Origin of the sequence: Collinsella sp. TF11-5AC (assembly GCF_003436775.1) — a bacterium.
Classification (GTDB): domain Bacteria; phylum Actinomycetota; class Coriobacteriia; order Coriobacteriales; family Coriobacteriaceae; genus Collinsella.
Genome location: NZ_QSQO01000020.1, coordinates 21,279 through 44,948, shown reverse-complemented (window position 1 = coordinate 44,948; position 23,670 = coordinate 21,279). Strand labels below are relative to the sequence as shown.

Genomic DNA, 23,670 nt, shown 5'->3' with positions numbered 1-23,670 from the left:
GCGCGCTGCGCGCCCCGCACAGGCTAAAGCCTGTAACAAAAGCGCGGCCTAAAAGGCCATGCGCCATCTTTAATTCAGATCTATATTGCCCGTAACGGCAGCGCCGAGGTAACGCAGGCCCGAGGGCAACCTTCCTTTCCGGCGCACTCCGCAGGACGAAAGAACCTCCGCCGCACGAAGTGCGCAGCGGAGGTTCTTTCATGTCCGAGGACGCGCCGGAAAGGAAGGTTGCCCTCGGGCCGAACAGCTATGGCAGCTTACGCGACGGTGTAAACCCAGTCGTGCTTATCCTCGACAGCACCAGATTGGATGCCGGTCAGGGTCTCGCGGAGCTTCTTCATCACGGGGCCAATCTCGGTGTAGCCAGCCGGGAAGGTCACGGTCTCATCGGCACCATAGACCTTGTTGTCGATCTCGCCCACCGGGGAAATGACGGCAGCGGTGCCGCACAGGCCGCACTCAACAAAGGTGCCGGACTTGACCTCAGCCCACTCGACGGGACGCTGGTCAACGGTCATGCCCAGGTCCTCGGCAACCTGAACAAGCGAACGACGGGTGATGGAGGGCAAGATGGAGTCGGTGTGCGACTGGGGAACGACGAGGGTGCCGTCCTCCTTCACGAACAGGACGTTGGCGCCACCGGTCTCCTCGACATAGGTGCGGGACTCGGAGTCGAGATACAGGTTCTCGGCATAGCCCTCGCGGTGAGCCTCCATCGTGGGCTTCAGGGACATGGCGTAGTTGAGGCCGGCCTTGATATTGCCAGTGCCGTGCGGTGCGGCGCGGTCGTACTCGGAAACGCGCAGCTTGACAGGCTTGAGGCCACCCTTAAAGTACGGACCGACCGGGGTCACGAGAATGCGGAACGTGTACTCAGGAGCGGGAGCCACGCCAATCACGTCACCGGAGCCGATCATAAACGGACGCACATACAGGGTTGCGCCGGAACCGAAGGGCGGAACCCATGCGGCGTTGGCAGAGACGACCTGCTTGACGGCCTCGACAAACTTGTCCTTGGGGAACGGGGGCATCTCCAGACGCTGGGCGGAGTTGTACATACGCTCGGCGTTCATGTCGGGACGGAAGCAGACGATGCTACCGTCCTCGGCGGTGTAGGCCTTCAGGCCCTCAAAGACCTCCTGGCAGTAATGGAAGATGCCGCCGCACTCGGAGACATGCAGGGTGTGGTCGGTAGTCAGGCCGCCCTCGTCCCACTCGCCATCCTTCCAATGAGCCTCGTAGCTGTAATCGGTCTTCATGTAGCCAAAGCCGAGGCTACCCCAATCGATATCCTTCTTCTCGACAGTCATATGTCGCTCCTTACATACACAGTTGCATACTCGCGAACCCGCACGCAAGGACCGGGGCCGACCGCGTCGCAACGTCGCATACCCGGAGCGTAGAGCCGGGCAGGACACGCGGGCAGCATCAAAGCCGATGGCGCGTCGATTCGCATGCAGGTGATTGTACTCCCCGCACGCCTTAGATAAAACGATTTTCTTTAACTAAGTAAAGTATTTTCATTTGCCTTCTACACAAAAGGCCCGCCATCGAATCCGATGACGGGCCTTGGAATTAACGTCCGAAAACAAGCTCGGACTAGGCGTTCTTGTTACCGAGCTTAGCCTTAACCAGACCGACCACGGTCGGGATGATCGACACGGCGACAATGCCCACGATCAGCAGCTCAAAGTGCTCCTGCACAAACGGAATGCCACCAAAGAAGTAACCAAGCAGCGTAAAGACCGTCGACCAGGTAATGCCACCCAGCACGTTAAAGATGACAAAGTTGCGCCAGTGCATACCGCCCATGCCGGCGATAAAAGGCACAAAGGTGCGAATGAACGGGAAGAAGCGACCGAGGAAGATGGCCAGATGGCCCCACTTATCCAGGAAATCCTCGGACTTTTTGATGCGCTCGGGCGTCATGGCCTTTACCTTGCCCGAGGCGATGATCTTGCGGCCAAAGAAGTGGCCGATCATAAAGTTGCATTGATCGCCCAGGATGGCTGCGGCCCATGCGGTGGCCAGAAGCGCCACGATGTTAAAGCCGCCGTTATGGGCAAAGAAGCCCGAGGCAAACAGCAGTGAGTCGCCGGGAAGGAACGGGAAGAACACCACGCCCGTCTCGATAAAGATGATCAGGAACACGCAGCCGTAGGCCATGAGCGGGCCGGCGGCGATCCAGCTGGCGATCGCAGTGCGCGGATCCTTAAGCAGCTCGGCGATAAAATTGATGAAACCCATGAAGTAAAACCTCTCAGTTGTGGGCGCGGACACGTCCAAGTTGACCAGTATACGGTTGCGGCGCGAGCACGGGCCAAACCCCTCAAAAGTCTTACTTCATTACCAGCAAGTTTGCATAACTGACACCTGTCGCCTATAGCAAAGTAAGATTGCCCTTCCTAATCCCTAGCGAATCGCTATACTTTATTGAATCACATTGTCACGGCGCTTAGGGAGGGCGGCCGGTGAGCTTTATCAACACCATTCGCGAGGACATCAAGACCGTCCAGGCGCAGGACCCTGCCGCGCAAAATGGCCTGGTCATCTTCCTGTCCTACCCCGGCCTGCACGCCAAGTGGAATCATGTACCCGAGCACTGGCTGTGGGAACACGGCCATCGATCGCTTGCCCGCGTGCTCTCGCAGTTAACCCGCCACATCACCGGCGTCGAGATTCATCCCGCCGCGCAGATCGGCAAGCGCTTCTTTATCGACCACGCCATGGGCGTCGTTATTGGCGAGACTACCATCGTGGGCGACAACTGCGTGCTCTACCAGGGCGTCACGCTCGGCGGTACCGGCAACGAGACCGGCAAACGCCACCCCACCCTGGGCAACAATGTCACCGTGGGCACGGGCGCCAAGGTGCTTGGCAACATCCACATCGGCAACAACGTCAAGATCGGCGGCAACTCGGTCGTCGTCAAGGACGTGCCCGACAACTGCACCGTCGTGGGTGTGCCCGGGCGCATCATCAAGCGCAACGGCTGCCGCGTGTTCGAGGAGAGCTTCGACGCCAAACAGCATCGCGAGTACATGCCCGACGATGCCGCCGAGCAGAGCGCCCTCAACCGTCAGGGCATCACCGAAAACGCCCGTCGCGTCAAGGAACTCGAGCAAGAGGTGGCCGAGCTCAAAGCCCTCGTCGCCAAGCTCGTGGACGAGCGCTAGGGCCGCGGGCAACCGCCACAGCCTGAACGCCAACACGAAAGGCGCGCCAGGGAATCCGCTCCCGGCGCGCCTTCTTTTCGATGTGACATGCGGGACTGACCCTTTGTCACCTTATGCGAACTGGCTTAGGTAGAGGTCGGCATAAGCGCCCTCGGCAGCCAGCAGCTCCTTGTGCGTACCCTGCTCGATGATATTGCCGTGATCCATGACCAGGATGAGGTCGGCATCGACGATCGTCGACAGACGGTGCGCGATCACAAAGCTCGTGCGCCCGCGCATGAGCGCATCCATGGCGCGGCCGATGGCGAGCTCGGTACGCGTGTCCACGCTCGACGTCGCCTCGTCCAGGATGAGGATCGCCGGGTTGTTGAGCAGCACGCGCGCGATGGTCAGCAGCTGACGTTGGCCCTGGCTGATGCTCTCGGCATCGTTAGCCACACGCGTGTCGTAGCCCTGCGGCATAGTGTGCACAAAGAAGTCGACCCGTGCGACACGTGCGGCCGCGACAATCTCCTCGCGCGTCGCCTCGGGACAGCCGTAGGCGATGTTCTCGGCAATGGTGCCATCGAACAGCCAGGCGTCCTGCAACACCATGCCAAACTGCTGGCGCAGCTCGCCGCGGTTCATGCGGCTCGTGTCCACGCCGTCGAGGGTAATGCGGCCGCCGTCGATCTCGTAAAAGCGCATGAGCAGGTTGATGAGCGTGGTCTTACCCGCGCCCGTGGTTCCCACCACGGCGATCTTCTGACCCGGCTCGGCGGTAAACGACACGTCGCGCATGAGCGGCTTGTCGGGCGAATAGCCAAAGCGCACATGCTCAAAAGCGACACGGCCTTCCACTTTGCCCGGCAGCTTGGCGGCGGCCACCGGCAACGGATCGGCCTCCATCTCGGGCTCGTCGAGCAGGTCGAACACGCGCTCGGCGCTCGCCAGCGCACTCTGCAGCGAGTTAAAGGTAAACGACAGCTCCGTCATGGGTTCGGACGCCTCGTAGATAAACTGGAGGAACGCCTGGAACACGCCGACGGTCATATGCCCGGCAACCAGCATGCTGCAGCCCACCAGCGCGATCACGATCTGCGCCAAACGGCCGATAAAGCGCACCGCGGGGCCGACGGCGTTAATCATAAAGTCGGCCTTGGTGCTCACGCGCGCCAGCTCCTTCGAAGCCTCGTGCACCTCGGCAGAGCTCTGGCGCTCACGGTTAAACGCACGGATCACCAGACGGCCCGAGTAGCCCTCCTCGACCGCGCTCGTAATCTTGGACACCCACTCCTGGCGCTCGCCCGTCACATCATGCGTGCGGCGCGACACGACCTTCGTCACCAGCAGCGAAAGCGCCGTAAAGAACAAAAAAACGAGCGTGAGCGGCACGCTAAACACGAACATCACGCTCACGGCGCCCACCACGGTACCGATCGACACCAGAAGCTGCAGCAAGCCGCGCTGCATGCTCTCGGACATCTTGTCCAAGTCGTTGGTCGCACGGCTGACGACCTCGCCGGGACGATGCGCGTCAAAGTAGGCAAGCGGCAGACGGTTGAGCTTTTGTGCGATGCGGTTGCGCAGGCGCAGGTTGAGGCGCTCGGCAACGCTCGACATCAAAAAGCTCTGGAGTGCGTAGAACGAGGCGGCGGCGGTCCAGATCATAAAGTAGATAAAGATGGTCCTGCCGCAGTTCTCCCAGGTAATGCTGAAGGTGGTGTTGTTGGCAAACGCCAGCTTCATGTGCCCCCACAGTTCATCGATCACGCGGGCGCTGTAGGCCGGCGCAGCGGTGTTAAAGATGGCATAGAACACAATGCTCGCGAACACGATATAGAAGCGCCAATGGTCGCCGGCGGCCTCGCTCCACAGGCGGCGCACCGTCGCCCAGGTGTCGCGGGGCGTCTCGTCCTCGTCCTCGTCATCAACGTCGCGCATGCGCTCCGCCTCGGCGCGGGCACGCTCGTCCTCGGCGCGCTCGTTTTCCTCGAAGAGTGCCTGGCGGCGAGCCTCGCGCTCCGCCGCCTTGGCGGCTTCGTCCAGGCCGGGCGTGGCGCCCGCCTCCTCGACTGTCTCTGCAACCGCGGCGTCATCGGCGATGCCCTGCTTCTTGAGCTCCTCGGTCATGCTACTCACCTCCCTTCATCTGCGATTCCGCGATAGCGCGGTACACCTCGCAGGTTTCCATGAGCTCGTCGTGCGTGCCCAGGCCCACGATCTCGCCGTCCTTGAGCACCACGATCTGATCGGCATGCAAAATAGTCGAGATGCGCTGGGCGATGATGAGCACCGCGGCATCGCACGTCTCGTCCTGCAGCGCATGGCGCAGCGCCGCATCGGTCTTAAAGTCCAGGGCCGAAAAACTGTCGTCGAAGATATACAGGTCGGCGCGCTTCATGAGTGCGCGGGCGATTGCCAAACGCTGGCGCTGGCCGCCCGAAAAGTTCGTACCGCCCTGCGCCACCGGCGTATCGAGCCCCTGGGGCTGGTCGAGCACAAAGGTGCTCTGGGCAACCTCCAGCGCATGGAGCATGTCAGCCTCGGTCGCACCCTCGTTACCAAAGCGCAGGTTGCTCGCCACCGTACCCGAGAACAGCCATGCCTTCTGCGGAACATAGGCGATACGCCCGCGGATGTCGTCTTGCGAAAGGTCGCGCAGGTCGACGCCGTTCAGGCGAATGGCGCCCTTCGTGGCATCGTGGAAGCGAAGCAAGAGCTTGGCCACCGTTGACTTGCCCGAGCCCGTCGAGCCCACGATCGCGGTCGTCTGTCCGCGGCGGCAGGCAAAACTCAGGTTGTACAGGGTGTCCTCGTCGGCATCGTCAAAGCGAAACGACATGTGGTCGAACACGGCCACCGTGTCGGCCCCATCTGCGGACTCAGGTGTCCCGTCGCCCAGCGTAGCCTTACCGTCCACGATGCTCGGCTCGATTTCGAGCACCTGCTGTGCACGGCTGAGGCACGCCGCGGCGCGCGGAAGCGTCAGCACCACCATCTGCGCCATCATCACAAAGAACAGGATCAGGATCGCGTACTCCAGCACGGCCGAGATGCTGCCGATTTGCATGGCATGGACGCCCACGCGGTTGCCGCCCACCCACAGCACCGCCACCTCGGCGATATTCATCAAAAAGAAGCTGGAGCTGTCGAGACCCACAAACAGGTGGTTGACCTTGATGGCATTGGCTGCGTAATCGCTAAACACCTCGTCCAGGCGCTGCTCCTCGTGGCGCTCCTTGTTAAATGCGCGGATGACGCGCACGCCCACGATGTTCTCGCGCAGCACCACGTTCATGCGGTCGATAAAGCTCTGCAGGCGCATAAAGATCGGCGCGGCGTTGGCAACGGTAAAGACCGCCGCCACCAGCACGATCGCAACGACCACGCCCAGCAGCGTGCCCATGGCAGGATCGATAAACCAGGCAAAGATGATGCCCGCCACGGCCAAGAACGGTACCGGTAACACCAGCTGAATCGTCTGCAGGATCGCTTGCTGGATCACGTTGATGTCGTTGAGCGAGCGCGTGATCATCGAACCCGTACCAAAGCGCTCAAAGTCGCTGGCGGACAGCTCGAGCGACTTATCGTAGACGGCGTTGCGAATGTCGCAGGCCACATTGGCCGCCAGACGGGCCGAAAGATAACAGCCCAGCACCGCACCACCGCTGGCCATGCCGGTCGCGATGAGCATATACACGCCGTTGCGCAAGATGTAGTCGATATCACCCGTCGTGATACCAGTATTGACCATATTCGCCAGCATCGTAGGCACCAGCAGCGTGCCGACGTTATCTATCAGCAGTACAAACAGCGTCACCGCAATCAGCCCGCGATACGGCCTCATAAATCTCATTAAGAGTCGCATGTCTCCCCTTCGCCTTTGTCGTCAGCCTCGTTCTCGGCGGCCACTTGCCGTTTAAATGCCTCGCACTCTTCGTTAAGAACATGGGAGAACTTACCGACCAAGCGCATGATCTCGCGCTGTTCCCACGGCTCGAGCGCCTCGATTGCTCCGCTGGTATATAACAGGCTCTCCGTCAAGGTCGTCTTACCTGCGTCTACATGAGCAAGAATGCCAATATTGATGATTTTCATATGATTGTCCTCCATACAAGGCCCAGAAGGGCGCAAAAATCCCCAGCGACAAATACTTTTACCGCTGGGGATGATAGGTAGGACACACATGAAAACTGCGGCCAAGGCTGGCCGTTGTCTATCACGATATGAAATGAAAAGGCAAAAGTATTCTTAAATTGGGTACAAAAACCAAGCCCTCTCCTTGAGGACGTTTGTCTTTGTTCCCATTATCAAATTTTATTTAAAAAGGCTCTGTCACAACAAATGGTTGATTTTGACGAGAAATAGCGTATAATAATAGTAAGAAACAGTACCACCGAAGGAGGTAATTGGATATGCCTACTATCAAAGACGCATTAGATATTATCGGTAAGTTGACTGTCGCAGAGCAGGAAAGCCTTAAAACAATGCTTTTAAGTCCTGCCTTTGTAAAGTCTTTGAATATTGAAGATTTCGTAGCAAAGGAACGCTTTGCAAATGGTCGTGTATGCCCTCTTTGTGGCTGTATCCATGTGGTTCGCAATGGTCATCGTAAAGATGGCACACAGCGATATGTATGTAAGGATTGTGGCAAGTCCTTCGTGATTGCTACGAACTCCATTGTGTCTGGTACAAGAAAAGACTTGTCCGTGTGGGAGCAGTACATTGATTGTATGATGAATGGCTTATCCATTCGTAAGACTGCTGTTGCTTGTGGGATTCACAGAAACACCGCATTCCTTTGGAGACACAAGATTTTGGATGCACTTCAGAATATGGCAGACGATGTTACCCTTGACGGCATTATTGAGGCTGACGAAACTTTTTTCGCCATCTCGTACAAGGGCAATCATAGCAAGAGTAAGACATTTGCTATGCCACGCAAGGCTCATAAGCGTGGTCATTCTACACATATCAGAGGCTTGTCCCAAGAAAAGGTATGTGTTCCTTGTGCGGTTAATAGGAATGGCTTGTCTATCTCCAAGATTACGAATACTGGTAGAGTTTCTACAAGAGATTTACATCATATTTATGATGGTAGGATTAAGACCAATTCCACTCTTGTTACGGACAAGATGAACTCCTATGTGAGATTTACAAATGCCAATGGCATTGACCTTGTGCAGTTAAAGACTGGCAAAGCCAAGAAAGGCATTTATAATATCCAACATATCAATAGCTACCATAGCCAGCTAAAGAGGTTTATGCGTGGCTTTAACGGTGTTTCTACCAAGTATCTGAACAACTATCTTGTGTGGAATAACCTTGTAAATTACGCCAAAGAAAGCGACATGGAGAAAAGGAACATCTTCTTAACTTTCGTTTTGGCAACATTGAAAACTGCTAAATGCAGAGATTTATCAAACAGACCAGCAGTTCCTCTGGTCGCCTAATTAGAATTTGTGGAGATGATAAGATGGTCAATATAACAGATGTAAAACAGATTCTTCAATTTGCAATAGATGCGGAGATTAAAGTCTTTCTTGATGGTGGCTGGGGTGTAGATGCTCTTCTTGGATATCAGTCAAGAGCCCATAATGATATTGACATTTTTGTAGAAAAGAACGATTATCAGAACTTTATAGAAATAATGAAAGCTAATGGCTTTTATGAGATTAAGATGGAATATACAACATTGAACCATACTGTATGGGAAGATTTGAAAAACAGAATTATTGATTTGCATTGTTTTGAATATACGGACGAAGGTGAAATTCTTTATGATGGGGATTGTTTTCCGGTAGAAACTTTTTCGGGTAAAGGAAGAATTGAGGAAATAGAGGTTTCCTGTATTGAACCATATAGTCAAGTAATGTTCCATCTGGGATACGAGTTTGATGAAAATGATGCACATGATGTGAAGTTATTGTGTGAGACACTTCATATCGAAATTCCAAATGAGTATAGATAACTGCAAATAACAGTTTGTAGGGGAGTTCTGATACTCCCCTATAAAAATGGCTATTTATCAACTGTTTGTTGTGACATAGCCTTTAAAAATACCTTGCCGCATATTGATAAACTCCTTTGCTTGGATTTTTATAGTATAGCATATCAAATTCCCAAAAGCAACCCTGTTAAGATAAGTTTTTTCTGTCACTGCACCGACTATCGTCAAGGGCGGCCGTGCAGGACGTGCGACCTATATAACATATCGACAAAAAAGACCGCCGGCGCGGGGCGGCGCCGACGGTTGCGAGAGAATATCGATTGTTGGCTGTTAAGCAGCGACGGCCTCGTAGACCGTGGCGCCCGAGAAGCTGTCGTGCAGGCTCTTGCCGCAGATCCAAGGCAGCTCGACGACCTCGCAGACCGTGTTGACCAGCTCGGAGCAGTCAGTAAAGTGCCCCTTATCGTTGAGGGCCTCGCAATCCTGAACACGCCAATAGCCATCGGTGTGCGTAATGTAGTACTCGTGATCGTTGATCGACACGAAAGCGCGCGTCTTGGAACGCAACAGCTTCAGAAATCCTTCGAAGTCGGTCTCGACGACATCTCCAGCCTGGAACATGATGTTACCTCCTGGCCCGGCGCCACCATGGCGCGTTGATAAACGTTGGTACTCCTTTAGTAAAACCTTTATCAGAGCTTATGCGCGCATCATTTAGGCAAATGGTAAAAACCGCAGGGTAGACGGGATAAAACGTTTAATCATCCCACCGGTCTGTCACATTCTGGCTGAAGTTTTATGCAAACCAGCTTTTCCACTCGGTCGCTTGCATTGTTTGGGGCCGACGGCGCGATTACGGTTTTGGTTCGGCGGGTAAGAACGAGGCATCGAGACCAACGTCAGGAGGACACATGGAGACCATCGAGGCACTCATCCACCGCCGCAGCTGCCGCAAATACAGCGATCGCCCTGTCGAGGCCGAGAAGCTCGCACGCATTATCGAAGCCGGCCAGTATGCGCCGAGCGGCATGGGACGCCAGCCGGTCACGTTCGTCGCCGTCACCGACCCCGCAACCGTCGAGCGCCTCTCGCAGCTCAACGCCCAGGCTATGGGTAGCGAGGGAGATCCCTTCTACGGCGCCAAGACCGTTGTGGTGGTACTCGTCGACCGCAGCGTGCCCACGCACCTGGAAGACGGCTCACTCGCCATGGGCAACCTGCTCAACGCAGCCTATGCGCTGGGCGTCGATTCGTGTTGGATCCACCGCGCACGCGAGGTCTTTGACTCACCCGAGGGATTGGAACTGCTGGCCAAGTGGGGTCTGCCCGCCGACGGAAGCCTGCGCGGTGTGGGCAACTGCATTCTGGGCTATGCCGAAGACGTGCTTCCCCAGGCCAAACCCCGCCGCGACAACATCGTGTACGTCAGGTAATTAGTTCCGCCGTTCTAACGAGCGGCGGCCCCGCTGACGCTGCGCGGGCCGCATTCACGCCAATCTGACGTTCAATTTCGAGGGCGCGACCAAAAGGTCAGCGCCCTCTCATTTCACGTCACCTTGGCACAAATGCGGCCCGCTCGCTGTTGGCGACTGACATCGAATGAACCGTTGTTGGCATTCGACACTTGGGCAGCTAAAAAGCCCGTCCCAAATTAGCCACCCCGCTCGCAACTTATCTTGCCGATGGGGTTGTCGTCATTTCGTTCGTCTGGGTCGCTTCGGCTTCGCTGCCTTGTTCATCCTCGCCCTTTTGGGCATCGGCGATCGTTGCGGCAGCGGCAACAACGCCGCGCTGAGGCGCCACGCCCGTCTGGGCCTGAGCGCCCTCGACAAGCTCCGTGCCGGCATGCGCGAGCTCAGCAGACCCGAACATCGCACTCAGGTCGGCCCCGCCGCCGGCGTAACCAAGCGCCGCGAGCGCGATGACAACCACCGCAACAACGACCGCGATCGGAACATAGCGATGCCAGCCTGCGGGATTGAGGCCGCTACGGCGAGCAGCGCCACGGCTAATGAAGCCGAGCGTTCCATCGTGCTTGAGCTTTGACCCCACCACACGCTTACGGCCCCACAGCGACGATTCGGCCTGCATGGCCAAGCGAGCGCTTGCCGAAGGATAGCCATATCTAGTGCGTTTGAACGAGCCGTCGAAGCCTGAGGCGCTTTTGCCCCACGTCCGCGAAGTCGTGCGACGGTTGACCGGCGCCGTGGGCTTTCGAGCCCGATTTGGTTTTGAAGTCTCCGTCATACGCCCCCGCACGCCATAACGCAATCGAAACATTACCGCTTTGGACTGTAGCACACGCGCTGCATGCGGTCACGAGCGCCTCGCTCAGCGGTCGTCGTCCTTCAGCAAGCGCCACAGGGTCGTGCGGCTTATTCCCAGCACCTCGGCAGCGCGGGTCCGGTTGCCCTGAAGGTAGCCTACGACCAGCCGCGCGATGTCGCGTTCGGTATCGGCCAGTGGACGCAGGATATACAGGTCGCTATCGAGCGTCGGAGTGCCAAAGGTTGCGGTTTTGATGACGTCTTCCTGGGCGAGCACCTCCTCCGCCACCGTGCGCTCCGCCACGCCCGGCCCTACTAATATATAGAGTCGTTCCGAGACCTCGCGAAGCTGCAGATAGTTGCGCGGCCAGCGATAGCCGTTGAGTGTCGAGGCAGCCTCCTCAGACATACTCGGAGCGGCAGTTCCAAAGACATCTGACAGATACGACAAATACTGCGCAACCTTTTTCGATGCGCCACCCTGCTCGGCAATCGCAGGCGCCACACTCACTGCGCACGCCAAGCGCTCGGTTACAAAAGTGGCCTGATCGCTTTCGCCACCGCCCGGCATATCGTTTGCCGTCAGAACCACATGGCAACGCGCGGCCAGCGCCGTGTCGGTCATCGTAGAGACAAGCTCGCGCAGACGCTGCGGCGAAAGTGCATGCCAGCCGCCAATACAAAGGGTCAGCCTTGCCTGGAACAGCGGCGATTCCGAGCTTTTGAGCAGATGGCGCCAGCCGCGATCTGTGAGTTCGTCAAGTGCCACGGACACAAAGGGTTCGTCAGCATAAGGCCCATCCAGATAGAGGCGTTTTGCAATCTCTGCCTGGCCAGCACCCAGCTCGCCCTCCAACATGAGGGGCACGCCGCGAGCATAGCTTTCGCAGACGGGGCCAGAGACCGCAGCGGCACCCTCGACAATGCCGTACGCGCTTGCCTCGTAGCGCGCCTCGACCTCATCTGCGTTAAGCCACTCAATGCCCGCGTGTGCCGCCACACCGCGCACCTCGCGGATCACGACCACCCAAAGCGCGCCGTCTTCCTTGGCGACCGGACGCACCGTGAGGCTCAAGCGCCCTCCCGCATGCCCCATCACCAGGCGCGTGCCGTTGCCCACGCGCCCCAGGCGCTCGGCGACAAATGCCGCGACATCTTGCTCGAGCGCGACATCATCCATGGTCGAAATCGCCACGTGTCCATGCCCATCGATTGCCAACGCCGAGGCCCCGGCAGCAGCCAAGGCCTCGATCAAGATTTGTAGCTTGGCGTCACTGTTCATATTGCGTCCCGTCCTCGACGCCACGCCGCCACCGACGGCCGCGCGGGCGAGTGTTTCAAAATTGAACGATATTGCTCACCAAACACTATAGGGCAGAGGCCGCCGTCCTGCGAGTATATGAGTTGCCCCGCATCGCCATCCTGGCGGGGCGATAAGAGCTCTTCGGGACCTATAAACCTGCGGACAAGCCATACCCGCAAGAGCTCCTATCGCTCCACCGCGGACATGCGCTCACCAGCATGCAGCACGCAAATAAGCTACTTCTCTACCAGATTCCCAGCACGTGCTGCATTCCCAAACTCATGCACGCAATGCCAATCCAGCAGCAAAAGCCCAATGCGATGGGCTTACCGCCCTTTTTGACCAGCTCGACGATATCGGTATTAAAGCCAATAGCCGCCATGGCCATCACGATAAAGAACTTCGAAAGCTCCTTGATGGGCGCCGTAATGGACGCGGGAAGCTGAAGCACCGTGGTGATTACGCTCGCCAGCACAAAGAACAGCACGAACGTGGGAAACGCGCGTTTAAGCGAGAACGTGCTTTTGGCGTCGCCGCCGGCCTTGCGCGCCAGATGCATCTGCCAGCATGCGAGAACCAACGTGATGGGAATAATGGCCAGCGTCCTGGTGAGCTTGACCACCGTGGCGCTTTCGAGCACATTGGCGCCGGGATGCATACTGTCCCAGGCGCTCGCCGCAGCCGTTACCGACGAGGTGTCGTTGATGGCGGTGCCGGCAAACAGGCCAAAGCCCTCGTTGGTTAGCCCGAGCATGCCGCCGAGCGTCGGAAACACGAGCGCCGCGATAACGTTAAACAGGAAGATGACCGAAATAGCCTGGGCAATCTCGCGATCGTCGGCATCGATGACGGGCGCGGTCGCGGCGATGGCAGAACCGCCGCAAATCGACGAACCCACACCCACAAGCGTCGCGATCTTGCCCGGCACGTTCATGACGCGGCAGAGCACGAAGGCGATGACAAGCGAGGTCGAGATCGTCGCCACGATAATCGGCAGCGACTGAGCGCCTTTGGACAGAATCTGCGAGAGGTTCATGCCAAAACCAAGCAGGATTACCGCGTACTGCAAGACTTTTTTAGACGTATAGGTGACACCGGCGGCGAGCTGTTCGCGACGATTCTTGGGAAAGACGAGCGCCAGGACCATGCCAAAGAGGATGGCAAACACCGGCCCGCCGACCACCTCAACCTGTTTGCCGAGCAACGTCGCGGGGATGGCGACGATCAGGCAGAACAAGACGCCCTTCCAGCGCTCGCGTACGATATTTGCCAGTTGCATATGGGATTCCTTCTTTCTATTTCACGTTTGCGACGGCTTATGATACGGCAACATTGAGCACAGCCATGCGTAAACACAGACCAAGATGCCGCAATAGTTCTCGGGCAACAGCCGAATTACCCACCGCGGAGAGCTGATTCGCGGCATAATTAACAGCTGACATATCAGTGTGATAGAACGGTTGCGAGGCACTATGGAAGAATCGATGCACGTCGGCGAGCAGGAAACGAGCCTACAGGACCAGTCCTACCACACCATTCGACGCAAAATCGTCTACCTGGACTACAAGCCGGGCGAAAAGCTGGGCGTCAAACAGCTTTGCGACGACCTTGATATGGGGCGAACCCCTGTGCGCGAGGCGCTGGTGCGTCTGGCGCAAGAGGGCCTGGTGCGTACCGTGCCCCAAAGCGGCACCTATGTCTCGCCCATCAACCTCACTCTTGCCGAGAGCGCCTGCTACATTCGCGAGCACCTGGAAAAGCAGGTGATTGTGGAGTGCTGCGCCCGTGCCACCTCGGCAGGCATCGAGCAGCTCGACCGAGCCATCGCGCTGCAGGAAAAGACCATGACCGAAGAGGATCGCATCGGCTTCTTTTTAAGCGACAACCTCATGCACCGCATGATCTTTAGCATCGCGTGTCGCAGTACCGTGTGGTCCTGGCTCGAGGCGACCAATGCCGACCTGGAGCGCTTCCGCTGGCTGCGCGCCGCCACGCAGACGCTCGACAATCAGGAGACTGTTAACGAGCACAAGCAAATCCGCCGCGCTATCGCCGGTCGCGACCCCATCGAGGCGAGTTTTTTGGTCAGCAAGCACCTGCACATGATGTTCCGTAACCAAACGGAGGTTCTGGACCAGTTCCCCGAGTACTTCGAGACCAGCAAGCTCCGCTAACCTGCCAAGAAGGGACAGGTTTATTTTGGCAGGTTTTATCTGGGCAAATGCAATAAGGCCCGACTCCGCCACAACGGAGCCGGGCCTTGGCTGTTAAATAGCACCAACAACGGCAACGCCACATACCTGGCGCAACATCCGCTACTCGACAGTAACGCTCTTTGCCAGGTTTCGGGGTTGGTCAACATCGCAACCGCGCAAGATAGCGACCTCGCGGGCGAGCAGCTGCAGCGGGACGCTCGCCGTGATGGGGCTGAACACGTCGCGGACGGCCGGCACGCGGATGATGCAGTCGGCGATCTTGTTGATCTCCTCGTCGCCCTCGGTGGCAACGACGATGACCTTGGCACCGCGCGCCTTGCACTCCATGAGGTTCGACACGGTCTTGTCGTAGGTTGCACTCTTGGTGGCCACGGCGATGACGGGGAAGCCCGGATCGATCAGCGCGATGGGGCCGTGCTTCATCTCGCCGGCCGCATACGCCTCGGCATGCAGGTAGCTGACCTCCTTGAGCTTGAGTGCGCCCTCGTAGGAGATGGCAGCGCCCATACCGCGGCCCACGAACAGCGCCGACTGCGCGTCCTTGCACAGCAGGGCGGCCTCGTGCACGGCTTCGGCCTGCGTGTCCAAAATCCACTGGATCTGCTCGGCCGTATCGGAAAGCTCGCGGAACATCATGCGTGCCTGTTTGGTGGTCAGACGGTACTTGACCTGCGCCAGCAGCAGAGCCAAAAGCGTGAGGCTCACAACCTGGCCGATGAAGCTCTTGGTCGAGGCGACGGCGATCTCCTTGTTGGCCTTGGTGTAGATGACGCCGTCGCTTTCGCGCGCCACCGGGCTGCCCACCACGTTGGTGATGCCAAAGACCTTGGCGCCCTTGATACGCGCGTCGCGAATGGCGGCGAGGGTATCGGCCGTCTCGCCCGACTGGGACACGGCAACGACGAGCGTCGTCGGCGTGATGATGGGGTTGCGATAGCGGAACTCGCTGGCAGCCTCAACCTCGGTGGGAATGCGAGCCCAGCCCTCAATAAGGTTCTTTGCGATGAGTCCGGCGTGATAGCTGGTGCCGCAGGCGATCACGTAGACGCGGTCGATATCGTTGAGCTCCTCGAGCGAAAGGCCCAGCTCGTCGATATCGAGCTCACCGGCGGGGGTCATGCGGCCAACCAGGGTATCGCGCACGACGCGAGGCTGCTCGTGGATCTCCTTGAGCATAAAGTCGGGGTAACCGCCCTTTTCGGCCATGTCCAGGTCCCAGTCGATGTGGGTGACCTTGGGCTCGATGACATTGCCGGCCTCGTCGGTGTACTCGACGCCCGCAGGCGTAAGCTTGGCAAACTGACCGTCCTCGAGCACCACGACATCGCGGGTGGCATCGATAAGCGCGATCACGTCGGAGGCAACGTAGGAGCCGGTCCCGCCCACGCCGACCACAATCGGAGAGTCCTTGCGGGCCACGGCGATCACGCCGGGCTCGTCGGCACACACGGCGGCCAAACCATAGGCGCCTACCACGTGGGTGCAAGCCTCGCGCACGGAGGCCATCAGGTCGTGCGTCTCGGCATAGGCCTCTTCGATCAGATGCGCGAAGACCTCGGTATCGGTCTCGCTCTTAAAGTGGTGGCCGCGGCCCTCCAGCTCCTCGCGCAGCTCGGCGAAGTTCTCGATAATGCCGTTGTGGACGATGGCGATGCGACCGTCGCAGCTGGCGTGGGGATGAGCGTTAACGACGGAAGGCTTGCCGTGGGTGGCCCAACGGGTGTGACCGATACCGCAGGTTGCGTCACTATCGATATTGGAAAGCTCGCTCTCCAAACCCACAACCTTACCCACGCGGCGGATGACGTCGAGGTGTGCCGCGGCACCCTCGCCCACCTCGAGCGCGACACCCGAGGAGTCATAGCCGCGATACTCCATACGCTTGAGGCCCGTGACCAGGATGTTCTTTGCAATATCAGAGCCGGTGTAGCCGACAATTCCGCACATAGGATAAATCCCTTCGTTCGCGTGACTGCAAGACGTCCACGCACAGGGGGCGCTGAGACGTATAACGTTCGAGTATTGTACTCACGCAAGCGCAAGCTGATATACCAGAAGTGGTATCTCAACTTAGATACCACCCGATGCACACATGCCCAGCCGGTCCAAACCGCCACAATGGGGACAGGAACCTTTGTGGTGGTTTGGACCGGGGCGGCGGCCTATCCCGGCGAAAGATCTCGATCTGTAACATCTGGGCCGCAATAAGCCGGCTTAGTGTTACAGATCGAGACATTACGGTTCGGCCCCTGCACTATGTCTCGATCTGTAACAGGTAGAGCCGGTTTTGCCGTCCAGATGTTACAGATCGAGACAATTGAAGGCCCGGGCAGCTCAAGCCACCACAAAGGTGCCTGCCCCCTTCGTGGTGGTCGCGCTGGCAACGGCGTTTCCCCAGATAAAACCTGCCAAAATAAACCTGTCCCTAATTGGCAGGTTTTGACACCCTGGGGGCGGGCGATGCTACAATCGGACTTGTACTTGAAACGCATCAAAGGGGCCGCCATGGCAAAGGTAAAAATCAGCGACGTCGCGCGCGAGGCCGGGGTTTCGTTGGGCACGGTTTCCAACGCGCTCAACCACCCCGAAAAGCTGCGCCCCGAGACCCTCAAGCTCATCAACGAGACCATCAATCGCCTTGGCTACCTGCCCAACCAAAGCGCTCGCCAGCTGGCCGGCGGCACCACTAAGTCCTTTGGCCTTGTCCTCCCCCGTCTCGATCACGGCTTTTCGCTCCAGATTGCCAGCGGTGCCCACAACGAGGCACGCAAGCACGGCTATGACTTGCTCATCGCCAATGCCGATAACGACGATATTCTCGAGGATCATTACCTGCGCTATTTTATGGGCACGCAGATGTCCGGCGTCATGGTTCAGCCCATGGCGTCCCTCGATTGGCACCCCGCCATGACCAAGATTCCCGTCCCCATCGTCCATCTGGACGTCCATTGTTCAGAACCCGGTTACTACGTGGCCGCCGACAACGAGGCACAGGGGCGCATTATCGCCGAGCTCGCCATCGCCCGCGGCGCACACCGCATCGTCGTTGTAGGCCGAGCGGCATTTATGCAGCTCACCCTGCGCGTCCTTGGCATCCACAAGGCACTTGCCCTGCATCCCGATATCAAAATTGAGGTCATCGATGCCGGAGAGTGGAATACCGCAGCCGACGGCTACAGCATCGGTACCCAGATTGCCGAACGCCCTGCTGACGAGCGCCCCGATTTTGTCATCGGCCTGACCGACGTATTGGCCTCGGGCGTTATCTCGGCGCTGACCGACAAGGGCATTTCCGTCCCCGGCCAGATTCTTGTTGCCGGCTGCGATGGCAACCCGCTTGCCTGGAGCGGATCGGTCCCCCTCACCACGGTAGCACCACCGGGCTACGAGATCGGCCGCAAGGGCGTGCAGCTGCTCATGGAACAAATCGAGGATAAACCTGCCGCCAAGACCAAACGAGTCCGCATCGGCTCCGCCGCGCGCACCGTCACCACGGTCACGGCCACCGAGGACATTAACCGTCAGGAGCTCGTGCGCCCCTTCTTGCTCGAGCGCGTAAGCACCCAAAAGGCCGAGCAGCACCCGACGGGCCCATCCGCGGCCCCTATAACCGACATCAACCTGGGCGCCTACTTGTAACAAAAAACGCCGCAACGAAACAGGCCCGCTGCGGCGTTTTTTACTGGCCCCATGTGCCCTCCCCGTTTAGCCGGACCTGCAGCTACGGATATTTATGGAATGTAATCCATTTTTCATTAACTTTTTTGCAAAAATGTATTCAATTCCATTTTTAGAACAGTGCCTCCGCGCAGGCGCCGTTACCGTCACCGTCCTGCGGGATCGGGCGCGGGGCATGGCGACTCGCGGCAAACGCTAGCGCACAGCCTTGACCGCCGCCGGCAGATCGAACAGCGTATCGAGCACGGCCTCGCAGCCGTCCACCACGTCCTGCGGCAGCGGCACGATATCGGGGACGGCAAAGACGTGGCAGCCGGCCGTGATGCCCGAGACGCAGCCGTTGCGGGAATCCTCGACCACGGCGCACTCCTCGGGGGCAAAGCCCGCGCGCTCGCAGGCGAGCAGGTACATCTCGGGGTCGGGCTTGCCGTGCACGACGTCCTCGCCGCAGGTCACCGTCTCAAACTTGTCAAAGAGGCCAACCGTCTTAAGGTTGCGTTCGGCGGTAACGTGGCGCGACGACGTCGCAAGGCCCACGTGATAGCCCGCAGCCAGCAGCTCGTCGATGCACTCGGCGGCACCGTCCTTAAGCTCCAGATCGGTCTTGACCATCTCGTCGCGAATCTCCCTATGGCGACGATAGATTGCCTCAGCGGTTTCGCAGCTGCCGTAATGCTCATCAAGGATCTCCATGACATCGGGCAGCGTGCGACCGATAAACTGATGGATCAGCGCATCATCAATCGCGAATCCCAGCTCGGCCGCGCCCGCCTTCCACGCCTTGATACCCAAACGCTCGGTATCGACCAGCGTTCCGTCCATGTCAAAAATAACGGCCTTGATCATATCGGTCCCCCATCTCTTCGCACTGCTGTACTCCCGCAACTTTACCGCACCTGTAAACTTGTATATAACGTATATAGCATATTGCACTTCCGTTACATAGATAGAAGTCTTATGACAAGCAGTCCAGTAGGATTATAGTTTTCGACCGAGTACATATTGGTAAGGATCAATTCATGCTTTCAGACACCACCGCACCCGCAGAGGGGCTTCAGGACAAACTCGCAGCGCTCGAGCAGCTGCTTTTAGCATACGGACGCGTCGCCATCGGCTTTTCCGGTGGCGTCGACAGCAGCTTTTTGGCCGCGGTCTGCGCCCGCATCATGCCCGCCAGCACGCTTCTCGTTCACCTCACCACGCCGTTCATCGGCACGCCCGAGCAGGCTTCGTTTGAGCGGGCGGTTGACGGGCAGGCCGATGAGGGGCCACATTTCAAGCTCCCCGTGCTCAACCTCTCGGTCGATCAGCTGCAGCTCCCCCAGGTAGCCTGCAACGACGCCGACCGCTGCTACCACTGCAAGCGCGCCGGCTTTACCGCCATCGTCAACCACGCAAGGTCGCTGGGCTTTCCCACCGTCATCGACGGCAGCAACGCAAGCGACCGCGGCGACTACCGCCCCGGCATGCGCGCCGCCCAGGAGCTCGGCGTGCGCTCGCCGCTTATGGAGGTCGGCTTTACCAAGGACGAGGAGCGCGAGCTGCTACGCGCCTGGGGCTATCCCGTCTGGAACCTGCCGGCAGGAGCCTGCCTGGCCACGCGAGTCCCCACGGGCGAGGAGCTCACGCGCGAGAAGGTCGATGTAATCCGCACCTGTGAGGACTACCTGCACGACCTTGGCCTGGACCAGGTCCGCGCACGCCTCGTCGGCGGCTGCATGCATATCGAGGCCGCGCCGGCAGACGTCGCCAAGATCGCCGCCCTCAGCGGTGCCGCCGTCGACGCCGAAGGCAAGACCCCGCTGCCCGCCGCCATCGAGTCCACGCTGCGCGAGCTGGGCTGCGGCCATATCTCCCCCGAGGTCACCCCCTACATCCACGGCAACATGAACCAGTAACCTACCAAAAAGGGACGGGTTTATTTTGGCAGGTTTTATCTGGGGAAACGCAGACAGGGCCGCGACGCCTATAGCGTCGCGGCCCTTTTCCTTGGAGAAGGATCGATTAATGGAACGGAGAGCCCGTTCTAACCCTCGAGCCCGGCGTTGATGAGCTCGGCAATCTCGACAGGATCGGTGCTTTCGCGCACTTTGTCACGGAAGCCTGCGTCCATCAGCATCACGGCAGCTTTGGAGAGCAGGCGCAGATGCGTGGTTCCAGCCTCGCCGGCGGGCACGTACAGTGCGAGCGCGACATCGACGGGCACGCCATCAAAGCTCGGCCACTCAACAGGCTCGGACAGCTTGAGCACGGCCACGCCCGGCGTATGGATCGCATCGCTCTTGGCATGCGGAACGGCAAAACCGGCGACAAGGCCGGTCTCGGCCTCGTTCTCGCGAGCAATAAAGGCAGCCTCTACGGCAGATGCGTCATCGGCAAAGCCGAGCTCGATGGCCTGCTCGGACAAATAATGCAGGGCATCCTCGCGCGAGGCGGCGGTATACCCGATCGTCACTTGGTTGGCAGATACAAATCCCATGGAAACCTTCCTTACAACACAGACCTGACTGCAGCTTCGATACCGTCGGCGTCCAAACCGTACTTGTGCAGCAAATCGACCGCAGGGCCGGACTCGCCATACACATCGCGCACGCCGACGCGTCGCATCGGCAACGGATGCTGTTCCGCGAGTACCGAGGCCACGGCCTCGCCAAGACCGCCGATAATCGAGTGCTCCTCGGCAGTGACCACGCGACCAGTCTTCTTGGCGCTGGCAACCACCAGGCGCTCATCAAGTGGCTTGATCGTGTGCATGTTGATGACCTCGGCATCGATGCCATCGGCAGCGAGCGTCTCGGCAGCCTCAAGCGCCTCGGCGACCATAAGGCCACAAGCGATGATCGTGACATCAGAGCCCTCCCGCACAACAACACCGCGGCCGATCTTGAACTCGTAGCCCTCGTGATCGTTGATGACCGGTGTTGCCAGGCGGCCGAAGCGCATGTAGACCGGCCCCTCAAACTCATAGGCGGCGCGCACACAGGCGCGGGCCTCGACATCGTCGGCGGGAACGACCACCGTCATACCCGGAATCGTACGCATGAGTGCGATATCCTCGCAGCACTGGTGCGTGGCGCCGTCCTCGCCCACCGAAATGCCGGCATGGGTGGCGCCAATCTTGACGTTGAGGTGCGGGTAGCCAATGGAATTGCGGACCTGCTCGTAGGCGCGACCGGCGGCAAACATCGCAAAGGTGCTCGCAAAAGCAACGCGGCCCGTGGTCGCGATGCCGGCGGCAAGACCCATCAGGTTGCTCTCGGCGATGCCGGCATCGTAAAAGCGCTCAGGATGGGCAGTCTTAAACTTACCCGTCTGCGTAGCGGCAGCCAGGTCGGCATCGAGCACTACAAAGTCATCGTGCTCATTGCCCAGCTCGACGAGCGCCTCGCCGTAGCTTACGCGCGTGGCGACTTTTTGACCTCTGCCATTAGAGCTCCTCTCCTGCTGCCGCGAGCTCGGCCATGGCCTGCTCAAACTGCTCGTCATTGGGCGCCTTGCCATGCCAGCCAACCTGGTTCTCCATAAAGGAGACGCCTTTGCCCTTCACCGTCTCGGCGATGATAGCGACGGGCGCGCCGGTCACCTCGCGAGCTTCGGCGAAAGCCGCCTCAATCTGCGCCATGTCGTTGCCATCGGCTAGCTCTATCACATGCCACTTAAAGGCGCGGAACTTGTCGGCAAGCGGCATGGCCGAGTTGACTTCATCGATCGTGCCGTCAATCTGCAAGCCGTTGTGGTCGACGACGGCAACAAGATTGTCGAGCGCATGGTTGCCGGCAAACATAGCCGCCTCCCACACCTGGCCTTCCTCGCACTCACCGTCGCCCAGCAACGTGTAGACACGGTAGCTGTCGCCCCAGTGCTTAGCGGCAAGCGCCATTCCAACTGCAGCAGAGATGCCCTGACCGAGCGAGCCGGTGGACATATCGATGCCTGGGGTATCGTTCATGTTGGGATGGCCCTGCAGTCGGCTGCCAATATGGCGGAGCGTCTCGAGCTCTTCGACGGGAAAATAGCCGCGATTTGCCAACACCGAATACAGGCCCGGCGCCGCGTGACCCTTGGAGAGCACAAAGCGGTCGCGATCGGCCTTGTGAGGGTCGGCAGGATCGATATTCATTTCCTCAAAGTACAGATACGTCATGATGTCGGCTGCACCGAGCGATCCACCCGGATGTCCCGACTTGGCCGCGTGAACCGCAGTCACGACACCCTTCCTGACCTCATTGGCGACCTTCGCCAGCTCCTGGTTGGTCATACGAATTCCTCTCTTGAGAACAACCCCGGCACCGGATGGCGCGATGCCGAGGGCAACCCGGTCGTTAAGCCTGAGCGACGACCTTCTGCCAGTCAGCCTCAAAAGAGGCGAGGCCCTGGTCGGTCAGCGGGTGATGCAGGCACTTCTTGAGAGCGGCCATGGGCACGGTCGCGATGTCGGCACCAAGAAGAGCCGCCTGGGTCACGTGGTTGGGTGTGCGGACCGAAGCGGTGATGATCTCGACGGTGTCGTCGACGTTCTTGCCGGTCCAGTCATAGTTCTTGATGCAGGTCACGACATTGTCGAGCTGCGAGATGCCGTCCTCGGCGATGTCGTCAAAGCGGCCGACAAACGGGCTGATGTAGCGGGCACCGGCGTTGGCGGCCATGAGGGCCTGCGTCGGCGAGAAAACAAGCGTCATGTTGACGCGCACGCCCGCATCGGCCAGGGCGCGGCAGGCGGCGAGGCCGGCCTCGCACACGGGAAGCTTGACCACGATGTTGGGAGCCAGGGCGGCAAGACGCTTGCCCTCCTCGATCATGCCCTCGGCAGTGGTCGCGGTGGACTCAGCAGACACGGGCAGGCCCTCGCAGAGCTCGGCAATCTTGAGCATATGGGGCTCAAAGTCGGCGAGCTTGCCGCCGGTCTTGGCGTACAGGGACGGGTTGGTGGTGACGCCGGCAAGGCAGCCCCAGCTCTTGGCCTCGGCGATCTCGTCAAGGTTGGCGGTATCGATAAAGAACTTCATGGTGCAAACTCCTTCTAAGGAATCCAAAACTCAAAAAATAGGACAAAGGGGATGTCATTTTGTCCTATGTGCCGGGCCTGCAGCTGGGACAT

At 58.9% G+C, this 23,670-nt stretch carries 21 protein-coding genes and 1 pseudogene; 7 read left to right on the top strand and 15 right to left on the bottom strand.

The annotated features are described in order from the left end of the window. Positions 1-257: 257 nt before the first annotated feature. Together DXD16_RS08340 and DXD16_RS08335 are read right to left on the bottom strand one after the other, a co-directional pair. Positions 258-1,310, bottom strand: a complete 1,053-nt coding sequence (locus tag DXD16_RS08340) for a branched-chain amino acid aminotransferase (protein ID WP_117564331.1) — start codon at positions 1,308-1,310, stop codon at positions 258-260. A 289-nt stretch (positions 1,311-1,599) separates the two neighbouring features. Further along, positions 1,600-2,247: a DedA family protein gene (locus DXD16_RS08335; protein ID WP_117655785.1), complete on the bottom strand. Its 648-nt coding sequence runs from the start codon at positions 2,245-2,247 to the stop codon at positions 1,600-1,602. Positions 2,248-2,471: 224 nt separating this feature from the next. On the opposite strand from DXD16_RS08335, the gene cysE reads away from it, so the two are divergent. Then, entirely contained in the window at positions 2,472-3,176 is a 705-nt protein-coding gene (gene cysE / locus DXD16_RS08330) for a serine O-acetyltransferase (RefSeq protein WP_117655784.1), read from the top strand. A gap of 111 nt (positions 3,177-3,287) precedes the next feature. Here cysE and DXD16_RS08325 read toward each other — a convergent pair whose 3' ends face one another. The 3 genes and pseudogenes from DXD16_RS08325 to DXD16_RS08315 all read right to left on the bottom strand — a co-directional run. Then, positions 3,288-5,288, bottom strand: a complete 2,001-nt coding sequence (locus DXD16_RS08325; protein ID WP_117655783.1) for an ABC transporter ATP-binding protein — start codon at positions 5,286-5,288, stop codon at positions 3,288-3,290. A 1-nt stretch (position 5,289) separates the two neighbouring features. Further along, positions 5,290-7,014, bottom strand: coding sequence for an ABC transporter ATP-binding protein (locus DXD16_RS08320; RefSeq protein WP_233502684.1), 1,725 nt, complete (start codon positions 7,012-7,014; stop codon positions 5,290-5,292). Positions 7,015-7,163: 149 nt separating this feature from the next. Beyond that, positions 7,164-7,256, bottom strand: a pseudogene (locus DXD16_RS08315) (GTP-binding protein); the annotation flags it as partial. A gap of 317 nt (positions 7,257-7,573) precedes the next feature. On the opposite strand from DXD16_RS08315, the gene DXD16_RS08310 reads away from it, so the two are divergent. Beyond that, the gene (locus DXD16_RS08310; RefSeq protein ID WP_002837184.1) at positions 7,574-8,611 is read left to right on the top strand and encodes an IS1595-like element ISSag10 family transposase; all 1,038 of its coding nucleotides are present in this window, start codon (positions 7,574-7,576) and stop codon (positions 8,609-8,611) included. Positions 8,612-8,634: 23 nt separating this feature from the next. Further along, a complete protein-coding gene (gene lnu(C), locus DXD16_RS08305) occupies positions 8,635-9,129 on the top strand; it encodes a lincosamide nucleotidyltransferase Lnu(C) (protein WP_019543803.1) in 495 nt (164 codons plus the stop codon). Between the two features lie 309 nt (positions 9,130-9,438). On the opposite strand, the gene DXD16_RS08300 is transcribed toward lnu(C), so the two are convergent. Beyond that, on the bottom strand, positions 9,439-9,729 hold the full coding sequence (locus tag DXD16_RS08300; protein WP_118260475.1) for a CDP-alcohol phosphatidyltransferase: 291 nt from the start codon (positions 9,727-9,729) through the stop codon (positions 9,439-9,441). Positions 9,730-10,019: 290 nt separating this feature from the next. Between DXD16_RS08300 and DXD16_RS08295 the strand changes: the two genes are divergently transcribed. After that, entirely contained in the window at positions 10,020-10,541 is a 522-nt protein-coding gene (locus DXD16_RS08295; RefSeq protein ID WP_117655781.1) for a nitroreductase family protein, read from the top strand. Between the two features lie 238 nt (positions 10,542-10,779). Here DXD16_RS08295 and DXD16_RS08290 read toward each other — a convergent pair whose 3' ends face one another. The 3 genes from DXD16_RS08290 to DXD16_RS08280 form a co-directional block, all read right to left on the bottom strand. Next, on the bottom strand, positions 10,780-11,355 hold the full coding sequence (locus DXD16_RS08290) for a hypothetical protein (protein ID WP_147326475.1): 576 nt from the start codon (positions 11,353-11,355) through the stop codon (positions 10,780-10,782). A gap of 84 nt (positions 11,356-11,439) precedes the next feature. Continuing rightward, positions 11,440-12,657 carry a helix-turn-helix domain-containing protein gene (locus DXD16_RS08285; protein ID WP_117655779.1) on the bottom strand — a complete coding sequence of 406 codons (1,218 nt, stop codon included), beginning with the start codon at positions 12,655-12,657 and terminating at the stop codon, positions 11,440-11,442. A 265-nt stretch (positions 12,658-12,922) separates the two neighbouring features. After that, complete coding sequence (locus tag DXD16_RS08280; RefSeq protein ID WP_117655778.1) at positions 12,923-13,957, bottom strand: YeiH family protein; 1,035 nt, start codon at positions 13,955-13,957, stop codon at positions 12,923-12,925. Between the two features lie 193 nt (positions 13,958-14,150). Here DXD16_RS08280 and DXD16_RS08275 point away from each other — a divergent pair, with 193 nt between their 5' ends. Further along, positions 14,151-14,852 (top strand): GntR family transcriptional regulator, encoded by a 702-nt coding sequence (locus DXD16_RS08275; RefSeq protein ID WP_233502683.1) that lies wholly within the window; start codon positions 14,151-14,153, stop codon positions 14,850-14,852. Positions 14,853-14,993: 141 nt separating this feature from the next. Here the strand turns inward: DXD16_RS08275 and glmS are convergent, their stop codons facing one another. Then, entirely contained in the window at positions 14,994-16,841 is a 1,848-nt protein-coding gene (gene glmS, locus DXD16_RS08270; protein ID WP_117655776.1) for a glutamine--fructose-6-phosphate transaminase (isomerizing), read from the bottom strand. Positions 16,842-17,399: 558 nt separating this feature from the next. Here glmS and DXD16_RS08265 point away from each other — a divergent pair. Next, the gene (locus DXD16_RS08265; protein ID WP_233502682.1) at positions 17,400-18,533 is read left to right on the top strand and encodes a LacI family DNA-binding transcriptional regulator; all 1,134 of its coding nucleotides are present in this window, start codon (positions 17,400-17,402) and stop codon (positions 18,531-18,533) included. A gap of 234 nt (positions 18,534-18,767) precedes the next feature. On the opposite strand, the gene DXD16_RS08260 is transcribed toward DXD16_RS08265, so the two are convergent. Beyond that, positions 18,768-19,418, bottom strand: a complete 651-nt coding sequence (locus DXD16_RS08260) for an HAD family phosphatase (protein ID WP_117655774.1) — start codon at positions 19,416-19,418, stop codon at positions 18,768-18,770. A gap of 173 nt (positions 19,419-19,591) precedes the next feature. On the opposite strand from DXD16_RS08260, the gene DXD16_RS08255 reads away from it, so the two are divergent. Next, positions 19,592-20,470 (top strand): ATP-dependent sacrificial sulfur transferase LarE, encoded by an 879-nt coding sequence (locus DXD16_RS08255; protein WP_117655773.1) that lies wholly within the window; start codon positions 19,592-19,594, stop codon positions 20,468-20,470. A 128-nt stretch (positions 20,471-20,598) separates the two neighbouring features. Here the strand turns inward: DXD16_RS08255 and DXD16_RS08250 are convergent, their stop codons facing one another. The 4 genes from DXD16_RS08250 to fsa all read right to left on the bottom strand — a co-directional run bounded on the left by DXD16_RS08250 (position 20,599) and on the right by fsa (position 23,578). After that, on the bottom strand, positions 20,599-21,051 hold the full coding sequence (locus DXD16_RS08250) for a PTS sugar transporter subunit IIA (protein ID WP_117655772.1): 453 nt from the start codon (positions 21,049-21,051) through the stop codon (positions 20,599-20,601). Positions 21,052-21,062: 11 nt separating this feature from the next. Further along, positions 21,063-22,058, bottom strand: a complete 996-nt coding sequence (locus tag DXD16_RS08245) for a transketolase family protein (protein ID WP_233502681.1) — start codon at positions 22,056-22,058, stop codon at positions 21,063-21,065. Continuing rightward, a complete protein-coding gene (locus DXD16_RS08240) occupies positions 22,000-22,830 on the bottom strand; it encodes a transketolase (RefSeq protein WP_089573497.1) in 831 nt (276 codons plus the stop codon). The genes DXD16_RS08245 and DXD16_RS08240 overlap by 59 nt, the downstream gene beginning before the upstream one ends. A gap of 64 nt (positions 22,831-22,894) precedes the next feature. After that, complete coding sequence (gene fsa, locus DXD16_RS08235) at positions 22,895-23,578, bottom strand: fructose-6-phosphate aldolase (RefSeq protein WP_006235616.1); 684 nt, start codon at positions 23,576-23,578, stop codon at positions 22,895-22,897. Between the last annotated feature and the right edge of the window lie 92 nt (positions 23,579-23,670).